The organism is Sphingomonas sp. 66-10 (assembly GCF_001897045.1).
In the GTDB taxonomy this organism is placed as follows: domain Bacteria; phylum Pseudomonadota; class Alphaproteobacteria; order Sphingomonadales; family Sphingomonadaceae; genus Sphingomonas; species Sphingomonas lycopersici.
Map to the genome: position 1 here is coordinate 8,161 of NZ_MKRR01000060.1, position 16,320 is coordinate 24,480.

At 65.1% G+C, this 16,320-nt stretch carries 12 protein-coding genes; 6 read left to right on the forward strand and 6 right to left on the reverse strand.

Annotated elements, in window-relative coordinates:
• The coding region (locus tag BGN95_RS06075; protein WP_286771984.1) for a TonB-dependent receptor at nt 1-2,048 on the reverse strand (2,048 nt) is incomplete at its 3' end.
• Between the two features lie 307 nt (nt 2,049-2,355).
• Here BGN95_RS06075 and BGN95_RS06080 point away from each other — a divergent pair.
• A complete protein-coding gene (locus BGN95_RS06080) occupies nt 2,356-3,963 on the forward strand; it encodes a hypothetical protein (RefSeq protein WP_286771973.1) in 1,608 nt (535 codons plus the stop codon).
• Nucleotides 3,964-3,966: 3 nt separating this feature from the next.
• On the opposite strand, the gene BGN95_RS06085 is transcribed toward BGN95_RS06080, so the two are convergent.
• Entirely contained in the window at nt 3,967-6,171 is a 2,205-nt protein-coding gene (locus BGN95_RS06085) for an arylsulfatase (RefSeq protein ID WP_286771974.1), read from the reverse strand.
• A gap of 208 nt (nt 6,172-6,379) precedes the next feature.
• Here BGN95_RS06085 and BGN95_RS06090 point away from each other — a divergent pair, with 208 nt between their 5' ends.
• Both BGN95_RS06090 and BGN95_RS06095 read left to right on the forward strand, forming a co-directional pair.
• Nucleotides 6,380-7,636, forward strand: a complete 1,257-nt coding sequence (locus BGN95_RS06090; RefSeq protein WP_286771975.1) for a TetR/AcrR family transcriptional regulator — start codon at nt 6,380-6,382, stop codon at nt 7,634-7,636.
• Between the two features lie 71 nt (nt 7,637-7,707).
• Nucleotides 7,708-7,866, forward strand: a complete 159-nt coding sequence (locus BGN95_RS06095) for a hypothetical protein (protein ID WP_286771976.1) — start codon at nt 7,708-7,710, stop codon at nt 7,864-7,866.
• A 16-nt stretch (nt 7,867-7,882) separates the two neighbouring features.
• Here the strand turns inward: BGN95_RS06095 and BGN95_RS06100 are convergent, their stop codons facing one another.
• A complete protein-coding gene (locus BGN95_RS06100) occupies nt 7,883-8,911 on the reverse strand; it encodes a helix-turn-helix domain-containing protein (protein ID WP_286771977.1) in 1,029 nt (342 codons plus the stop codon).
• Nucleotides 8,912-9,493: 582 nt separating this feature from the next.
• Between BGN95_RS06100 and BGN95_RS06105 the strand changes: the two genes are divergently transcribed.
• Both BGN95_RS06105 and BGN95_RS06110 read left to right on the forward strand, forming a co-directional pair.
• Nucleotides 9,494-10,981, forward strand: a complete 1,488-nt coding sequence (locus BGN95_RS06105) for a DUF389 domain-containing protein (RefSeq protein WP_286771978.1) — start codon at nt 9,494-9,496, stop codon at nt 10,979-10,981.
• Nucleotides 10,982-11,045: 64 nt separating this feature from the next.
• The gene (locus BGN95_RS06110; protein WP_286771979.1) at nt 11,046-11,492 is read left to right on the forward strand and encodes a hypothetical protein; all 447 of its coding nucleotides are present in this window, start codon (nt 11,046-11,048) and stop codon (nt 11,490-11,492) included.
• Nucleotides 11,493-11,497: 5 nt separating this feature from the next.
• On the opposite strand, the gene BGN95_RS06115 is transcribed toward BGN95_RS06110, so the two are convergent.
• Together BGN95_RS06115 and BGN95_RS06120 are read right to left on the reverse strand one after the other, a co-directional pair.
• Nucleotides 11,498-12,955, reverse strand: coding sequence for a two-partner secretion domain-containing protein (locus BGN95_RS06115; protein ID WP_286771980.1), 1,458 nt, complete (start codon nt 12,953-12,955; stop codon nt 11,498-11,500).
• Between the two features lie 497 nt (nt 12,956-13,452).
• Nucleotides 13,453-14,253: a sterol desaturase family protein gene (locus BGN95_RS06120; RefSeq protein WP_265314194.1), complete on the reverse strand. Its 801-nt coding sequence runs from the start codon at nt 14,251-14,253 to the stop codon at nt 13,453-13,455.
• A 23-nt stretch (nt 14,254-14,276) separates the two neighbouring features.
• Between BGN95_RS06120 and BGN95_RS06125 the strand changes: the two genes are divergently transcribed.
• The gene (locus BGN95_RS06125; RefSeq protein ID WP_286771981.1) at nt 14,277-14,753 is read left to right on the forward strand and encodes a type II toxin-antitoxin system VapC family toxin; all 477 of its coding nucleotides are present in this window, start codon (nt 14,277-14,279) and stop codon (nt 14,751-14,753) included.
• Nucleotides 14,754-15,909: 1,156 nt separating this feature from the next.
• Here the strand turns inward: BGN95_RS06125 and BGN95_RS06130 are convergent.
• A partial coding sequence (locus BGN95_RS06130) for a hypothetical protein (RefSeq protein WP_286771982.1) occupies nt 15,910-16,320 on the reverse strand: 411 nt, incomplete at its 5' end.

The window sequence follows — 16,320 nt, forward strand, 5'->3', positions numbered from 1 at the left end:
GCTGCCCGCCCGACCGGCACGCGATAGACCCCGCCGATGAGATAATTCCATTTCGGCGCGAGCGGAATCTTGTAGGTGCTGGTCACGTCCTGCCCGCTCGGCAGGACGAAATCGGTGTATTTGGCGTCGAGATAGCCGCCGCCGACATTGATCGTCAGCCCGCCGAACGGCCGGATGCTGCCCTCCACCTCGACCCCGGTGAACTTCGCCTCGCCGGCGTTGATGATGTTGGTCGTCACCAGTTCGGGGACGAACACCCCGGCCTGGAAGTTCTTGTAGATCGAATGATAGGCCGACAGGTTGAGGCTGACCCGGCGATCGGGGCTGATGAACTTGGTGCCGATTTCGTAGGAGGTCAGCTTCTCTGGGTCATAGGGCGAATTGAACGCGGCGTTGGTCGAGGCGGTATCGTTGATCCCGCCCGATTTGAACCCGGTCGCGAACCGCCCGTAGAACGACCAGTCGGGCCGGACGCGATAGACGATGTTGAACTCGGGATTGACCTGCGACCAGCTGTCGCGGCGCGACAGGGGGATCAGGTCGTACGGCCCGAGCCCGCCCGCGCCGGGCCGCGCGCCCGCCGCCGGCTGGCCACTGCGCGTGATCGGGCTACCATTGGCGTTGCGCGCGAACACCCCCGAGCCGACCGCCGCCGGATTGGCCGCATAGGCGCTGTTGGCGAGGAACAGTTCGTAAGCGCGCTTGCGATCCGAGGTGTAGCGAAGCCCCACCGCGATATCGAGCTTCTTGTCGGCGAACGACGGCGTCCAGGTCAGCTGGCCGTAGCCCGCGACCGAACGGTTGCCACCGCCGCGATCGCTGAGATCGTAGTTGTTGCCGCCGAACTGGAAGTTCCAGCGCGGGTTATAGACCGAATAGCTGTCGTTCGAATAAAAGCCGCCGAGCGTATATTTGAACTCCGCCCCCGATCCGAGCAGCTGCACTTCCTGGGTGAACGATTCATAATCATTGTTGAGCACGAAGCGCACCAGATCGACCGGCGTGCCGTCGAAATCGGAGAGGCTGCGCGACTTCATCGTGCGCCGCGCGGTGATCGAGCGCAAGGTCAGGTCGCCGAGCGCGCTGTGCCCGACATCCCAGTTGAGCGTCAGCGCATGCCCCGTCACCTCGAAATTGGAACGGATCGCGCTCTGCGCCGAAACCTGATCGGGGCCGGGGCGATCGGGGAAGACATAGGGCCGAACGAGCCCCCTGAGCGCCGCCGGGAAGGACGCGCCGATCGCGCTGATCGCGAGCACCGTCGGCGTGCCCTTGTTGTTGCTGATGTCATAAGCGTAACGCGCCGAGAAATTGCTCGTCGGTTCCCACAGGACATCGGCGCGCGCGGCGACCTGGCTCATCCGCCCGAAATCGCGCCTCGTCGCGGCATTGTGCCAATAGCCGCCCTGATCGTTGCCCGAATAGCCGAGCTTGATCTTGACGTTGCCGATCGCGGGCAGATCGACGCTGATGCGGCGCTGAAACTTGTTCCACTGGCCGTAGCTCAGCCAGATCTGGCCGCCGAACTCGCCGGTCGGCTTTTGCGTGATGAGGTTGATCGCGCCGCCGATCGTATTCTTGCCGTAGAGCGTGCCCTGCGGGCCGCGCAGCACCTCGACCCGCTGCAGATCGACGGTATCGAACGCCGCGCCGGTCGATTTCGAGATCGGCACGCCGTCGAGATAGAGCCCGACCGGCTGATCGCGCGCGAGGCTGGTATCCGCCGACGGCGCGAGCCCGCGCATCGAGATCACCGGACTGAAGCCGTTGCCGACCGTCTGGTTGATCTGGATATTGGGGATCACCGCCTGCGCATCGTTGACGGTCTGCACCCCGGCGCGTTCGAGCGCCGCGTTGGACAAAGCGGTCACCGCGATCGGCACGTCGATCAGCCGCTGTTCGCGGCGTTGCGCGGTCACCACGATATCGGCGCCGACCGCGCTGGCCTGCGGCTGATCGGGTTCGGCGGATGCGGTCTGCGCCTGCGCGATCGCGGTCGACGCGGCCGAAGCCAGACAGAAAGCCACCAATTTGCCGGCGTTGCGCATTCATCCCCCTCCCAAGGCCACCGCTCGTCCTTACGAGTCGGGTCATCCGGTCAGACTGGGGGAAGCGCGGCGGCCACAGCAATCACCATTTGGGAACCCCTGCCCCGGCGATCGCCCATTGCGCCACTCTTCCCCAGACGCCACACCTCGACCCGGTCGATGATCGATTCGGCGCCCTTATCCGGAGACGGCAGTGAACGCAGGCGTGCCGCCCGATCGACAGCCCTCTCTAAACGGTCCGACTTACCGTTGGCGTGAAGAAACCATTCTCGGGCTGTTGCTCAGCCTGATCGCCTGTATCGCGTCGATGTCGATCGTATTCCGCGACGCGATCGTCAGCGGTTTCGATCTCGGGTTCGGCGACCGTGCCGACGGGCTCATCGAGATCAGCCTTCTCGAACATTGGCGGTCGGTGTTCACGCGGGCCGAGGTCTGGAACCAGCCGCTCTATTTCCATCCCTATACGGGGACGCTCGGCTATAATGACGGCTATCTCCTCTCCGGGCTGATCTATTCGGCCTGGCGCCTCGCCTTCGACCCTTTCGTCGCCGATACGCTCACCGCTTTCACCTATAAGAGCATCGGCTATGCGGCGACGCTCTGGCTGGTGCGCGGCATCCTGCGGTGGAACTGGGGCGCCGCGATCCTCATCGCGTCGCTCGCGACGATCTCGAACAACATGTTCGTCCAATCGGGGCACGCGCAGATCCAGACGCTCGCGCTGCTCCCGCTCGTCGCGTCATTCGCGATCCTCGCGGTTCGCGCCGAAAGCGATCGGCGGCGAGGCGCGCTTCTCTGGGCCGCATCGGCCGCGGCGTTGATGGGCGCATGGCTGCTCACCGCTTTCTATTTCGCGTGGTTCGCGATCTATTTCGTCGTCGTCCTGGCCGGATGCTGGCTGGGCGTTGCGGGCTTGTGGCACCCCGCCGCGCTGCGCGAGTTGGCGGAAACGCACTGGCGCAGTTCGACGGTGTTCGCGGGCGTGTTCGCAATCGCCGCGATACCGTTCCTGCGCGTCTATCTCCCCAAGGTACGCGAGACCGGGGGGCATGATTTCATCCTCTTATATACCGTCCAGCCGATCGACCTGTTCAATGTCGGCGAGCGCAATCTGCTATGGGGCTGGCTGATCCGTGGGCTCGACCGCGTGGTGCAGACGCAAGCGCTGCCCGACGGGTGGTTCGATGGCCTCGCCGCCGGCGGGGAGCATATAACCGGTTTCCCGCTGCTGACCTTCGCATTGCTCTGCGCCGCCGGCTGGCGGGTGATCCACCGGCGCGACAGCCCCCGGTTCGCGCGCATATTCGCGCTGGCGATCGCGATCGGCTGGGCGCTGACGCTGCGCTTCGGGCCGGTGTCGCCCTGGGCCTTGGTGCACGATCTCGTGCCGGGCGCGCGGGGGTTGCGCGTCGTGCTGCGCTATCAGCTCTTCCTGGTGTTGCCGGCGTTGCTGCTGATGGGGATTGCCTTTCGCGACGATCTCACCCGGCTCTGGCGTCGCCGGCCGTGGATCGCGGGCGTGATCGTCGCGCTGCTCGTCGTCGAGCAGCTCAATGCCGCGCAACCGACCCAGCTCAGCCGCGCGGCGCAGCTGACCGCCTTCGCCGCGGTCCCGCCGCCGCCCAAGGACTGCGCCAGCTTTTACGTCGTGGCCGCGCGGCGCGGCGAGCTGCATTACGGCGATGCGCTTCACAGCGGGCTTTATCCACACAATGTCGACGCGATGTTCCTCGCCGAGCAATGGGGCGTGCCGACGATCAACGGCTTCTCGACCTTCAACCCGCCCGACTGGAATTTCGCGATGCCCGATGCGCTCAATTATGACGCGCGCGTGATCGCTTATGCCCAGCAGCACGGGCTGCAGCATATGTGCCGGCTCGATATGCGGGACCCGGTGCCGTGGCGGCAGCTTTAGAGATCAGCGAATCCCCACCTCGATCCGCGCGATCGCGCCGTTGAACCGCGTGCCGCCCGGCAGGTCGACCACCGTCGCGCCGGTATCGCGGCCGATGTCGAAGGTTTCGCCGAGCCCCGCCGCGACGAAGGCGGTGCGCCCGATCCGGCCACGTGCCACCTCGCGCCCGTCGATGCTGATCGTCATCGTGCCGCCCTGCCCCGGCATGCCATCCGGCTTATAGGCATAATCGAGCTTGTGCCGGCCCGGCGCGACACGCGCCGCGGCGGCGATGCGGAATTGGTCGTCGGGCTTTTGCGACGCGGCGTGGACGACGAACGGACGCCCGTTATCGAAGCCGAAGCTCCACCCGGCGAAGCGGCTGCCGCTGGCGATCAGCACGCCGCGCGCGCCGTCCTTGGGCACATCGATGTCGGCGTCGATCGCAAAGCCGCGGACGTTGATCGGCGGCGCCTTGCTCTGCGCAACGCTGATGTCGGCGCCCCAGTAGACATAGGCACGCGGCTTCGGCGGGGGCATCGCCCCCAGCGCGCGGATCGTCCCCTGCCGGTCGTCAAGCGGATAGACGTTGTTCGCCTTGGCCTCGGCATCCCATTCGGCGCGCAGCGCGGCGAGCCTCGCCGGCTCGGCCGCGGCGAGATCGTGCGCCTGGCTGAAATCTTTCGTGAGATCGTACAGCTCCCATTTGTAATCGGTCGGCAGCCCGCCCGATCCACCCATTTTCCACGGCAACCGCCCCGGCGTGGTGCTCGCCATCCAGCCGTGATCGTAGATCGCGCGGTTGCCGAGCATCTCGAAATATTGCCGCACATGCCGTTCGGGCGCCTGCGGCGCGTCGAAACTGTAGACGAGGCTGGTGCCGTCGATCTTCTGCTGGCGCACCCCATCCACCACATCGGGCATCGCGATGCCGGCTGCCTCGAGGATCGTCGGCATGATGTCGTTGACGTGGCCGAACTGGGTGCGGATTCCGCCCTTGTCGCGGATCCGCGCCGGCCACGAGACGACCATGCCGTTGCGCGTCCCGCCGAGGTGCGAGCCGACCTGTTTGGTCCATTGGAACGGCGCGTTGGTCGCCCACGCCCAGCCGACCGGATAGATTTCGTAGCTGTCCGGCCCGCCCATCCTGGGCATTTGCGAGAGCAGCCAGCGGGTGTCCTCCTTCATCGCGTTGGCGAGCGCGCCGAGTTCGTTGGTCGAGCCGGTCAGCGCGCCCTCCGGGCTGGCGCCATTGTCGCCCTCGATGAACACCACCAAGGTATTGTCGAGCTGGCCCATCCGCTTGAGCTCGTCGAGCACGGTGCCGATCTGATCGTCCTGATAGGCGAGCATCCCGGCGAACACTTCCATCATATGCGCATAGACGCGCTGCTCGTCGGGCGAGAGGCTGGACCAGGCGGGGATTTCCTTCGGCCGCGGGGTCAGCGCGGTATCCACGGGGACGATCCCGGCGGCCTTCTGCCGTGCCAGGCTGTCCTCGCGCAATTGATCCCAGCCCGAATCGAACTTGCCCTTGAAGCGCGCGATCCACTCGGCAGGCGCCTGATGCGGCGCATGCGCGCTGCCCGGGGCGAGATAGGCGAAGAACGGCTTGTCGGGCGCCGCGGCCTTCTGCCCGTGGATCCAGTGGATCAGATCCTGCGCCAGATAATGATCGAGCGTGGTCGTCATCGGCGGCATCGCGACCGGCGAGGTGCCGCGATAGAGCGTCGGGCGCCACTGGTTGGTGTCGCCGCCGACAAAACCGTAGAAATATTGGAAGCCAAGGCCGGTCGGCCAGAGATCGAACGACCCGCTGTTCGCATCGTCCCCGCCCTGCGGCAGATTGTGATGCTTGCCGATGAAGGCGGTGTCATAGCCGTTGAGCCGCAGCACCTGCGCCACCGTCGCGGCGGAGCGCGGGATCACCGACCAATAGCCGGGATAGCCGCTTCCGGTATCCGAGACGATGCCGTTGCCGACCGCATGATGATTGCGCCCGGTGAGCAATGCCGCGCGGGTGGGCGAGCACATCGCGGTGGTGTGGAAGCGCGTGTAGCGCAGCCCGTTCGCCGCGAGCTGATCGAGCGCCGGGGTCGGCACCGGGCCGCCGAAGGCGCTCGCCGCGGCGAAGCCGACATCGTCGGTCAAGATCAGCAGCACGTTGGGCGCCCCCGCCGGCGCGTGCAACGGGCGGGGAAAAGCGGGGGTCGAATCGGCGAAGGTCATGCCGATCTTCCCGGCGAACGGCGCGGGCGGCCTGGGCAGAACGACATCGGCCTGCGCCGTTGCTTGCGACGCAGCACCGCACAGAAGCAGCGCACAGGATATTCCGCAAAATGTGGTTTTCAACGTCACGAACCCCTCCGTTGCAAAGGAACTATACGGTATAGTTCCCGTCATTGCAACGTGGCGCGGCTTGGGCGAGAAGGCGCGGATGACGCGCGCCGCTCCTTCCTCGCCGAACGAAGACCCGCCTGCCCGGATGCGCATCCTCCAGGCGGCACGCGAGGCGATCCTCGCCGCGGGTTTTCTTGAGACGAGCATGGACCGGATCGCGCATCAGGCCGGCGCGAGCAAGCAGACGCTCTACGCCTTGTTCAGCTCGCGCGAGCAGCTGTTTCGCGAGGTGCTGCGTGTCACGATGGACGAATCGGGCGAGGAAGGCGCGCCCGACATGCGAACGCTCGATCTGGCCGACGCGACCCGCGCTTATGCGGCCTGGGTCGAGCGATCGGCGACCAATCCCGCCAATCTCGAACTGTATCGCGCCAATGTCGCGGCGGCGGGGGTGTTCCCCGAGCTTGCCGCCGATCTGCACCGGCTGCGGCGCCGCGCGACGCCTTTTTCGGGCATTCTTGCCGACCAGCAACGCGCAGGCCGCCTCCCCGATCTGGATGCGGACCGGCTGGCGCATTGGGCCGGGGTGCTCGCGATCGGCGGGGTTCGCCCGCTGCTCGGGCTGACGCCGACGCCGCGCGAGCGGCACGCCAATATCGAGGCGATCGTCGCGACCTTCGCGCGCGGCTGGCGAACCGGCCCATCGCCCGGCGATCCGGCCACGGCAAGCGCGCCACTACCCGCAGCACCGCCCCGCTCGGTCCCGATCGAGCAAAGCGGCCGCATTTCCGACGCCGCTTGGACCGCGCTGCTACGGCTGGCCGCGACGCGATTTTGCGAAGCGGGCTTCCGCGCCGCCAGCGTCGAGCAGATCGGGGCGCAGGCCGGCATCGCCAAAATGTCGATCTATCGCCGCTTCGGGAACAAGCAGGGATTGTTCGCCGCAGCGCTCGATCAGGCAGTCGACGACCGGCTTGGCGCGCGTCCCGCGATGCCGCGCGGCGACGATATCGCTGATACGCTGCGCGCCATCGCCTATGCGCACGATCGTTTCGCCCAACAGCCCGAGCATGTCGCGCTGATCCGGTTGCTCGTCGCCGAGGCGCCGTCCCATGCCGAAACCGTCCAGCGCATCTGGCGTCGCCTCGTGACGCCGGCGCACGCCGAACTGGCGACACGACTGCGCGACTGGCACGCCGCCGGCGCGATCCGCCTGCCGGACAGCGCGATCGCCGCCGAACATTTCCTGTTGCTCGCCGCGCGCGGCAACCGCCGTCTCACCGATACGATCGTGTGGGACGAAGACGAGGCCGCCGATCACGCGCGGAGCCTCGTCGCGCTCGTCTATCGCTGAGCGAATTTGTCCGCCAAGCTTTGAGCGCAGCGGTCATTACAACGAATCGTAAAGCAGAGTAAATTCAACGCATGACGAAACAGCCGGGACAATCCTCCGCAACGGGTGGATTGCATGGAGCCGCCGTGAGCAAAAGCGAGATCATTGTCAAGGGTATGAATATGCTCGCGATTTTACTTTGCGCCGAGATCATTCTTTCGGCCGGGTTTATTTTGCGAGAAATATTGTAGCACTATTGCGCTGAATTTACGATTTACGTATTTCTTCGCGATATTGCGCGAGCGGGATGCCAAACCATTGGACGCAGGCGCGCCGCAGGCTGCGCTCGTCGGAATAGCCGACTTCCTCGGCGATCGCCTCGAGGCTCTTGTCGGTCGCCAGCAGCCGCTGCACCGCCTCGCGCCGCGTGTCGGACAATAGTTGGCGGAACGAGGTGCCCGCATCGGTCAACCGCCGCCGCAACGACGCAGCGCTGATCTCCATCCGTTGCGCGACCCCCGCCTCGGTGACCACCCCCTGCCTGATCAGTTCCGCCGCCTGCTCCGCGACGGGCGCTGCCGTGGCGCCGTCGGTCGCGCTGCGCGCCTCGGCCGCTTCCTGCATCATCCGCAGGAATTCGGGGACTTCCTGCGCGCCCCAGCTTTCATATTTGACCGGCAATATCTCGATGCCGGCATAGTCCAGCGGATAATAGAGCGTCACCCCGGTCCCGCGTCGCGTCATCGGGGCCGCGAGGACGACCAGCAGGCTCTCGTCGAAACCATTGATCTTCGCCGCCCCGCGCACGCTTACCGGGCGGAGCGACTTCCCGGTCATCCAGCGAAACGAGGTGTGCAGCGCGAGAACGAAGAATTCGAGCCCGATCTCCATCCCGGTCGTCGCCGGGCGCTTGCAGGTGATGTCGAGCTTGAGCCGATCCTTGGTCCGGACGAACCGCGCGACCAGATCGGGGCGCAAAATCTCCACCGCGGCGACGCAGCGTTTCGGCGCCTCTTCGAAATCCTTGCTGTCCGCCACCGACGAGACGATCATCCCGAAGCTGCCGAACGGCACGACCATCGAGGCGTTGGCCAGCGATTCATACCCCGTCTTGCGGAAATGGCGCAGGCAACGGTCCATGAATTCCAGCGAGGAGATATAATCGTCGTCCGCGAGGCCGGGCTGGTCGACATATTCCCGCCCGCCCTCCGAATCCGGCCGGATGATCATATCGAGATAACGTCGCGGCACCTTGAAATCGGTGACCGAAAACCCGCCGCGCGCACCTGCCGACATTCAACTCTTCCCATCACATCGGCCATCGAGCGGCCGTCCCACGCATCGCCCCCGGCGGCGGCGCAGACCGAAATCGGCATACCGGCGCCCGAGCCCGGAAATTTATCGACCTCGTGTAAATTTCGGTCAAGTCGTGTTACCGGCGCCGTCGCGTCCGGCCCGACATATGCCGATGCGCCAAACAAATCCGGCGGTGTCGTGACATCTCATCCGAACAAGAGCGTGCCGCTGTTGCCGAAATCGCGCGCAACGATCTTGCCGTTGGTAAATACATCGCATTCATCGCCGTCACCCCAAATCGTCATTGGCTTATCCGCGTCACGGGATGCAGATATAAGTAATACGGATAACGGGATATTCACCCTCATAATGGCGGTGTACTTTCCCGCATATCTCAGGGATATCTATCCCCATGCGTATCGCCGGACGCGACACAACCGAACGAGACGGCTTGCGCATTTTGCGCTTGTTGGCCACCAGCAGCGCATGAACAGCACGTCGTCTGCCACCAGCTCCGCTGCCGCTCCTCTTTCAAGTCGCGTGCCTGCGCTACGCCGGGTGCGCAGATGGTGGCGGGCGCATGTGTCCAGCGCGGTCGATCACGAGGGCGTAATGGCGCGCGTCGCCGAGGATAGCGGCTGGTCCGCGCGCTTTGCCTTCATGACGATCATGTCGGCGGGGATCGCGGTGCTCGGGCTGCTGCAATCGTCGCCGGCGGTGGTGATCGGCGCGATGCTGATCTCGCCGCTGATGGGCCCGATCATGGGGCTCGGCTTCAGCCTCGCGCTGTTCGACTTCACCGAGATGCGGCGCTCGATCGTCGCGCTCGCCGTCGCGTCGGCGCTGGCGATCGGCTTCACCGCGCTGGTCGTACTCCTTTCCCCGCTCAAGGCAACGACCGCCGAGATATTGGCGCGGACGCGCCCCAATCTGTTCGACCTGCTCGTCGCGATGTTCTCCGCGCTCGCCGGCACTTTCGCGCTGATCCGCGGGCGCGGAGAGACGATCGTCGGGGTGGCGATCGCCACCGCGTTGATGCCGCCGCTGGCGACCGTCGGCTACGGGCTGGCGGTGGGCAATTTCGCGATCGCGGGCGGCGCGGCCGCGCTGTTCGGGACCAACTTCGTGACGATCACGCTGTCGGCGATGATCATGGCGCAGCTGTACGGCTTCGGACACCGATTGTCCGAACAGCAAACCTGGGCGCAGACCGGGCTGCTCGTCGGCGCATTCCTGGTGATGGCCATTCCGCTGGGCATCTCGCTCAACCAGATCGCGCGCGAAGCGGTGATCGCGACGCAGGTGCGGAGCGTCCTCAACACCAGCTATGGCAAGGACGCCCGCGTCGCCCAGCTCGACATCGATTATAAGGTGAACCCGATCGCCATCCGCGCGGTGGTGATCGCACCGCGTTCCAACGCGCTTCGCCCGCAGATATTGGCGCAGGCGATCGAAGCGAAGCTCGGGCAGCCGGTGACACTCCAGGCCGATCAGGTGCTGGTCGACCCCGGCTCGGCGGCAATCGATCAGGAGCAGGCCGCCTTCACCCAGGCGCAGGAGCAACAACGGCTGCGCGAAGAAGGGTCGGAGATCGTGCGGCTGCTCGCCATCACCGCCGGCGCCAAGCCGAGCGATGTGCTGCTCGATCGCGACGCGCGGCGCGCGGTGACCGCCGCGCAACCGCTGCCCGGCGCGTCGCTTCTCGCCTATCGGCTGCTCGAAACGCGCGTCGCGTCGCAGATCAACGGCTGGTCGATCGCGATCGTCCCGCCGGCCGGACTCGACCTGCCCCCGATCGCCTTCGCCAGCGGCTCGGATCAGCTCGACGACGCCGGCAAGACGGCGCTGTCGACCGCGATCTGGGCGGCGCGGCGCTGGAACTGGACCGCGCTGTCGGTGCCGGGGCTCCGCGAGCCCGTGTCGGAACGCGCGACGCTCGATCAGCGCCGCGCCGCCGCGATCGCCGCCGCGTTGCGCGAAAACAAGATCGTGGCGGTGCCGACGAGGCCCGGGCGGGCCGGCGCGGCGATCGAGCTGGGTGCGGCGCGTGCGGATACATCGACGCAATAATTCCCGGCCCTGCCGCGCGGGTTGTCGTCGCGCCATCGGGCGGTCCCCGCGACGGTGGCGCGCGATGCCCCTGGTCGGCGCCTTGCTGATCGCGGCATGCGCCCCGACGGTTCGCCCGTTCGGCGATGCGCCGCCCCCTGCCGCTGCGCAACCGCCGTTCTCGATCGGCGAGACGCGGCGCGCCGACGTCGCCGATGCGGTCCGCGATGCGCTGCACGCCGCCGGCTATCGCGAGGCACAGGATGCGCCGACGCGGGTCGAGATCGGCTTCGCGATCCGCCCGCCCGGCGTAACAGTCGCGGGCGCCGGCGGCGCGACGATCGTTTCGCCGCCCGCCCCGCGCGCGATCGGGCTGTGCCGTCGGCAGGCCTATGTTTTGATCCTCGCGATGATCGATCGCGCAAGCGGGACGGTGTTGCGTCGATCGGGCGCGATCACCGCGCGATGCGTCGGCAAGGAAGCGACACTACTGCCCGCGCTGGCACGCGCCGCGGTATCGCCCCGGCGCTAGATCGCTCAGGCGAGCGCGGGGAAGCGGAGCGTGAAGCGCGTGCCGTGCGGCGTGTTCGGCGCGCATGTGATCTCGCCGCCGTGCCGCGCCACCGCCGCACCGACATAAGCGAGCCCGAGCCCGACCGAATAGCGCGAACCCGGCGCCGCCTGATGCGCGCCATAACGGCGGAAGGGATTGGCGCGGCGCTCCGCGGACATCCCCGGCCCTTCGTCCGCGATAACGCATTCGACGAAGCGTCCGTCATCCACCGTCGCGACGGTGCATCGCACCGCGCCGCCCTCCGGGCTGAACTTGACCGCATTGTCGATCAGATTGACCAAAGCGCGCCGCAGCGTATCGCGCTCCGCCAGCAGGTAATGCGGCTGATCGATACCGTCGAGCGCGATCCGCACGTCGCGCTTCGACGCCTGCGACCAGAGATCGTCGGCGGCTTCGGTCAGCACCTCGCCGAAATCAATCTCCTCGGGGTTGAACGCGGCGGCCTCGACCCGCGCGAGCTGGACGAAATTGTCGGCCAGCGTCAGCGTCCGCCACGCGAGCCCGGTGATGCGGTCGGCGAGATCGGGGTGGTCGATCGCATCGCGATATTGCTCGAGCAGCGAGATGATCGAGGATTGCGGCGAGCGCATGTCGTGGCTGAGAAATTGCAGCGCCGCCTCGCGCTCGTTTTCGGCCGCGCGCACCGCGGTCAGCTCGAGCAATTGCAGAATCCACCCGCGCTGCGCGCCGTTGCTGTCGCGCAACGGCGAGCGGCGCAGCGAGAATACCCGCTCGCCGACATTGAGTTCGTCGGGCAAAGCGTCGGGCGACACCGGCACCCCCGAAATCTCGCCGAGCAGCGCCGCGGCGCGCAGCCCGACGAGGGGCTTGCCGCTCAGCGCCGCGGTCGGACGGTTGGCGAGGACGATCGCATCGTCGAGATCGGTCACCAGCAGCGGATCGGCGACGCTCTCGATCGTATCGGATACCAGCCGCCGCAGATCACGCATCATCGCGATCGATTCGCGCAGCCGCACCGTCTGGCTGACCACCTTGGCGCTGCTCATGTTGCCGATGTTGAGCGTGCCGCCGGCGAGGAATTCCTCGTTCGAGATGCGCCCGGTCGACGCGAGGAAATTGCCCCCGGTGTTGACCACGCCCGACTTGCCGATGACCACGCCGTTGGGGTTGAGCAGATAGACCGAACCGGTGGCGGAAAGCACGCCGTCGATTGCCGAGAGCGACTGCCCGGTGACGCGGTTGAGCGTCGCCCCGGCGCCATTGTCGATGCGGACCTCGCCGCCCGCGCCGATCGAGAAGCTCTGCCAGTCGATGATCGCCTTGCCCGATGCCTGGCTGACCTGCAGCTTGCCCGCGCCGCCCGACGCGATCGTCGCGGTGCCGGCCTGCACCTGTCCGCCGGTCGGGAGGGTCTGTGCCAGCGCGGCGCTTGCGGAGCAGCCGAATGCTACCGCTGACATCGAAGAAAGCAGATGATTGCGGTAGCGATTCGCCGCGCGCTTCAGGATGCCAGTCCGCTCCGGGGGAGAGAGGGGGTTGCACCGGGTCATGACGTCATTCCTACACAAACAGGGCCACCCCCTTTCGCTGCGGGGGAGGCCGCTTTTCAAATCGGCTCCGAAACGAAACCAATAAAAAACGTGAAATTAAAGTGAGCTAGAAAGGTTTACTATCCGTAAATACGACCTCGCCGCAGCGAAGAAATCGCCCCGCAACCTTGCAGTTACGCACGCTTTGCACGACAAATATCAGTGAATATTTCAGTTGTGGGGATTTCATTTCTCGAACATTCTCAGAAATATTGGAACGTTCGCGCCATATAAGCGATAAAATGCGCCCTGCCTGCCACATGGAAGCGACTTATTAAATAGCGTGACAAAACTTTACATTTTCCGGTCGGCGCGATCTGCCGAAGCTGTCGGCCCGGCGAAGTAGGAGACGACCCGATCAGGTCGGGTCAGCCGCGCCGCTCCCCGGAGAAGGGCAGCAACGGCGCCATGTCCTTCTCATCGTCTATGCCGTAGCAGGGCGGGAAATGATCGGGCAGGTGATGGGTGCCGAAAATGCGATCCATCACCGGCAGGATCGTCGCATAATTGTGATCACGCCACTCGTCATTGGCGTGATGCCAGTGATGAAAGGCCGGGGTGACGATCAGCGCCTCGACCGGGCCGAACCGCCAGCGCACATTGGCGTGGATGAAGAAGGATCCGATCGCGTTGAACAGCGTGATGATCACCGGGATCATCCCCTGCTCCCCCAATGTCGGATTGGCGAAGCCGAGCGCATAGACCGGGAACAAGGCGGTCAGCCGCGACCAGATCATGTCGACCGGGTGGGCATGCGTATTGGTCAGCCAATTGACGTGCGCGGGCTGGTGATGCCGCGCGTGGAATTGCCACAGGATCGGCCATTCGTGCGACAGCCGATGCCCCCAATAGCCCCCGATCTCCGACAGGATCAGCGCGATCCCCAGGGTCGCTGCGAAGGGCAGGCCGCGGATCAGCGCGAGCCACGCCTCGGGGAGCAATGCGCGCCCGCCGGCGGCGAGCGCGGCGAGCGGCATCGCGATGAGCAGCGGGGGAAGCAGGTTGTTGAGGAAATAATAGCCGATCTCGCCCTTCACCGGCGAGCGCGGCCGATCATTGTGCGCGATCGCGAAGAACCGTTCGAGCGGGATGAAGATCGCGGAGAGGATCACGAGCCAGATGAACAGCCGCAGCGCATCCGTCCCGAATTGCACGATCGCGCTCTGCATCCCGTCCCTTCGAGCGATTTCCTATGTCAGCGCGGGCATTAGCATGCGGACGGACGCTGTGGAACCTTCGCTGCGGGCGCCGGGGTACGCGATGTTCCAATACGGGAAAACAGCACGCGGCCGGCGCCGCGGTGCAGACCTGGCTGGACGAACAATCCGCCGAAACGCTGTATCTTTCGAGCGTGACGATCGCCGAACTGCAATTCGGCATCGGCGCGCTTCCCGCGGGCCGGCGCAAAGAAAAGCTTGCGGCGATTTTGGAGGGGCTCCTCGCGCTGTTCGACGGACGCATTCTGCCTTTCGATCTGTCGGCGGCGCGCCATTATGCCGATCTCGCGGTCGAGGCACGCATCAGCGGTAAGGGCTTCCCCACCCCTGACGGATATATCGCCGCCATTGCCGCATCGCGCGGATTTGCCGTCGCGAGCCGCGATATCGGCGCGTTTCGCGCCGCCGGCATGACGGTGATCGATCCGTGGAAGGTCGCCCCGAGGAGCTAGCTGGAAAAATTTGCGCCGCGATCGGCGGCAAAGGTGGCGGGCCGCGACCGATAGTGATGGTCACTATACTTACGCCATGCTGCTACGATAGCGTAGGTTACGGGATGATTTTGGGGGATTAAAACGCCGTTGCTCAGAATCCCACGCCAAAGCCCTCTTCGATTTTCTTCCCGGCTTGGCGATCGTAACAGGCGATATAACTTCCCGCTCCATCTGTTTTATATGAGCGAAGCTCTACGCAAGTTCGATCGGACAAACGCATAACGACAGGGAAGGCATTGCGCCCATATGCATCCGCGCCCCGGAAGTTCGCGCGAGCGTCCGCCTTAGCCCTCTCGATGAATGCTTCGTCACCCGGCCGAAACGTGGGGCGGGTTGCCAACGGATAGAGTGTCGCGATCGCCGCCGCTGCTATCAACAGGAGCAAGGTCAACGCCACGGTTGTCGATCGGGTGGATATTCGCATCACCGCATTCTGATGCTTATCGAGAATGCCCGCTAGTGGCGCACATACCATCGTACCCCGACGGGTTCCCGCGCATCATAGCGTAGGGTGGCGGGCCGCGACCGATAGTAATGACACTATACTTACGCCATGCCGCTATGATCGCATAGCCTACGGGACGGCCCAGGATGGATCAAAAGCCGGCTTAATCTTTTCGCTGTAGAGCGAGATGGGCCAACCGAAGCAAATCGGGGAGCGCAGTCCGTATCGCCGCGATCAGTTGAGCGTTCTCCTCATATCGATCGTCCTGCGGAACGACATATGGTGGCGCCTGGACAAGGCACGCCGCGACAATCTCCGCACCGGGCCAAGCGCCTGATCTCATGTCTTCATTGGCGCCCGTATCGGGGCGAGTAGACACAGCAATCGCGCCCATACACAATTCGTCGTCCAGCCGTCGTACGTACCAAGGGCCGGCGGTCGCGGCCCGATCAAGCGCCTCAAGCGCCTTCAGTTCCTCTAGCGTCATGGTCAAAGCTAACGCGCGAAGGGAAGAGTCCGCAACCGCGGCGTAAGCCGTCGCACCGCGGCGGATTCCAACGCATCATGGCGTAGGGTGGCGGGCCGTGACCGATAGTGATGATCACGATGCTTACGCCACGCCCCTACGATCCCATGGCTAGGAAAGCGCCCTACCGACAATGGGCGCGATCATCGCGTACGCGCTTCATTCCGCGCCCGACACTGCGCGACAAACCTAGCCAGCAACGGACTGGGTGGAATCTCGGCCACCCACTCCTTACCGACACGATATGCGATTCGCCGTTTCGCCCCAGCAAAATAATCGCCAAATCGGCCATCTTCTATCGTCAGTGCATCTGAATGCGCGTCGTGATCTATTTTAAATGACCAACTTCGATTATCAATGTCTACCGCAAAGGATGTGGCCGCCCGATCATACTCTCGGTACTTTAAGAAGAAAATCGGAATACGATCGCATAGCGCTAAAAAGTAATCTTTCGAATTGTCGCCAAACCGATAGATCGCCGCGCCGCGATCATCATTGTGTCGTTGCCCCCTAATTGCCTGACGAGGCCTCGCGGGTTTGGGTGATGTACTCGC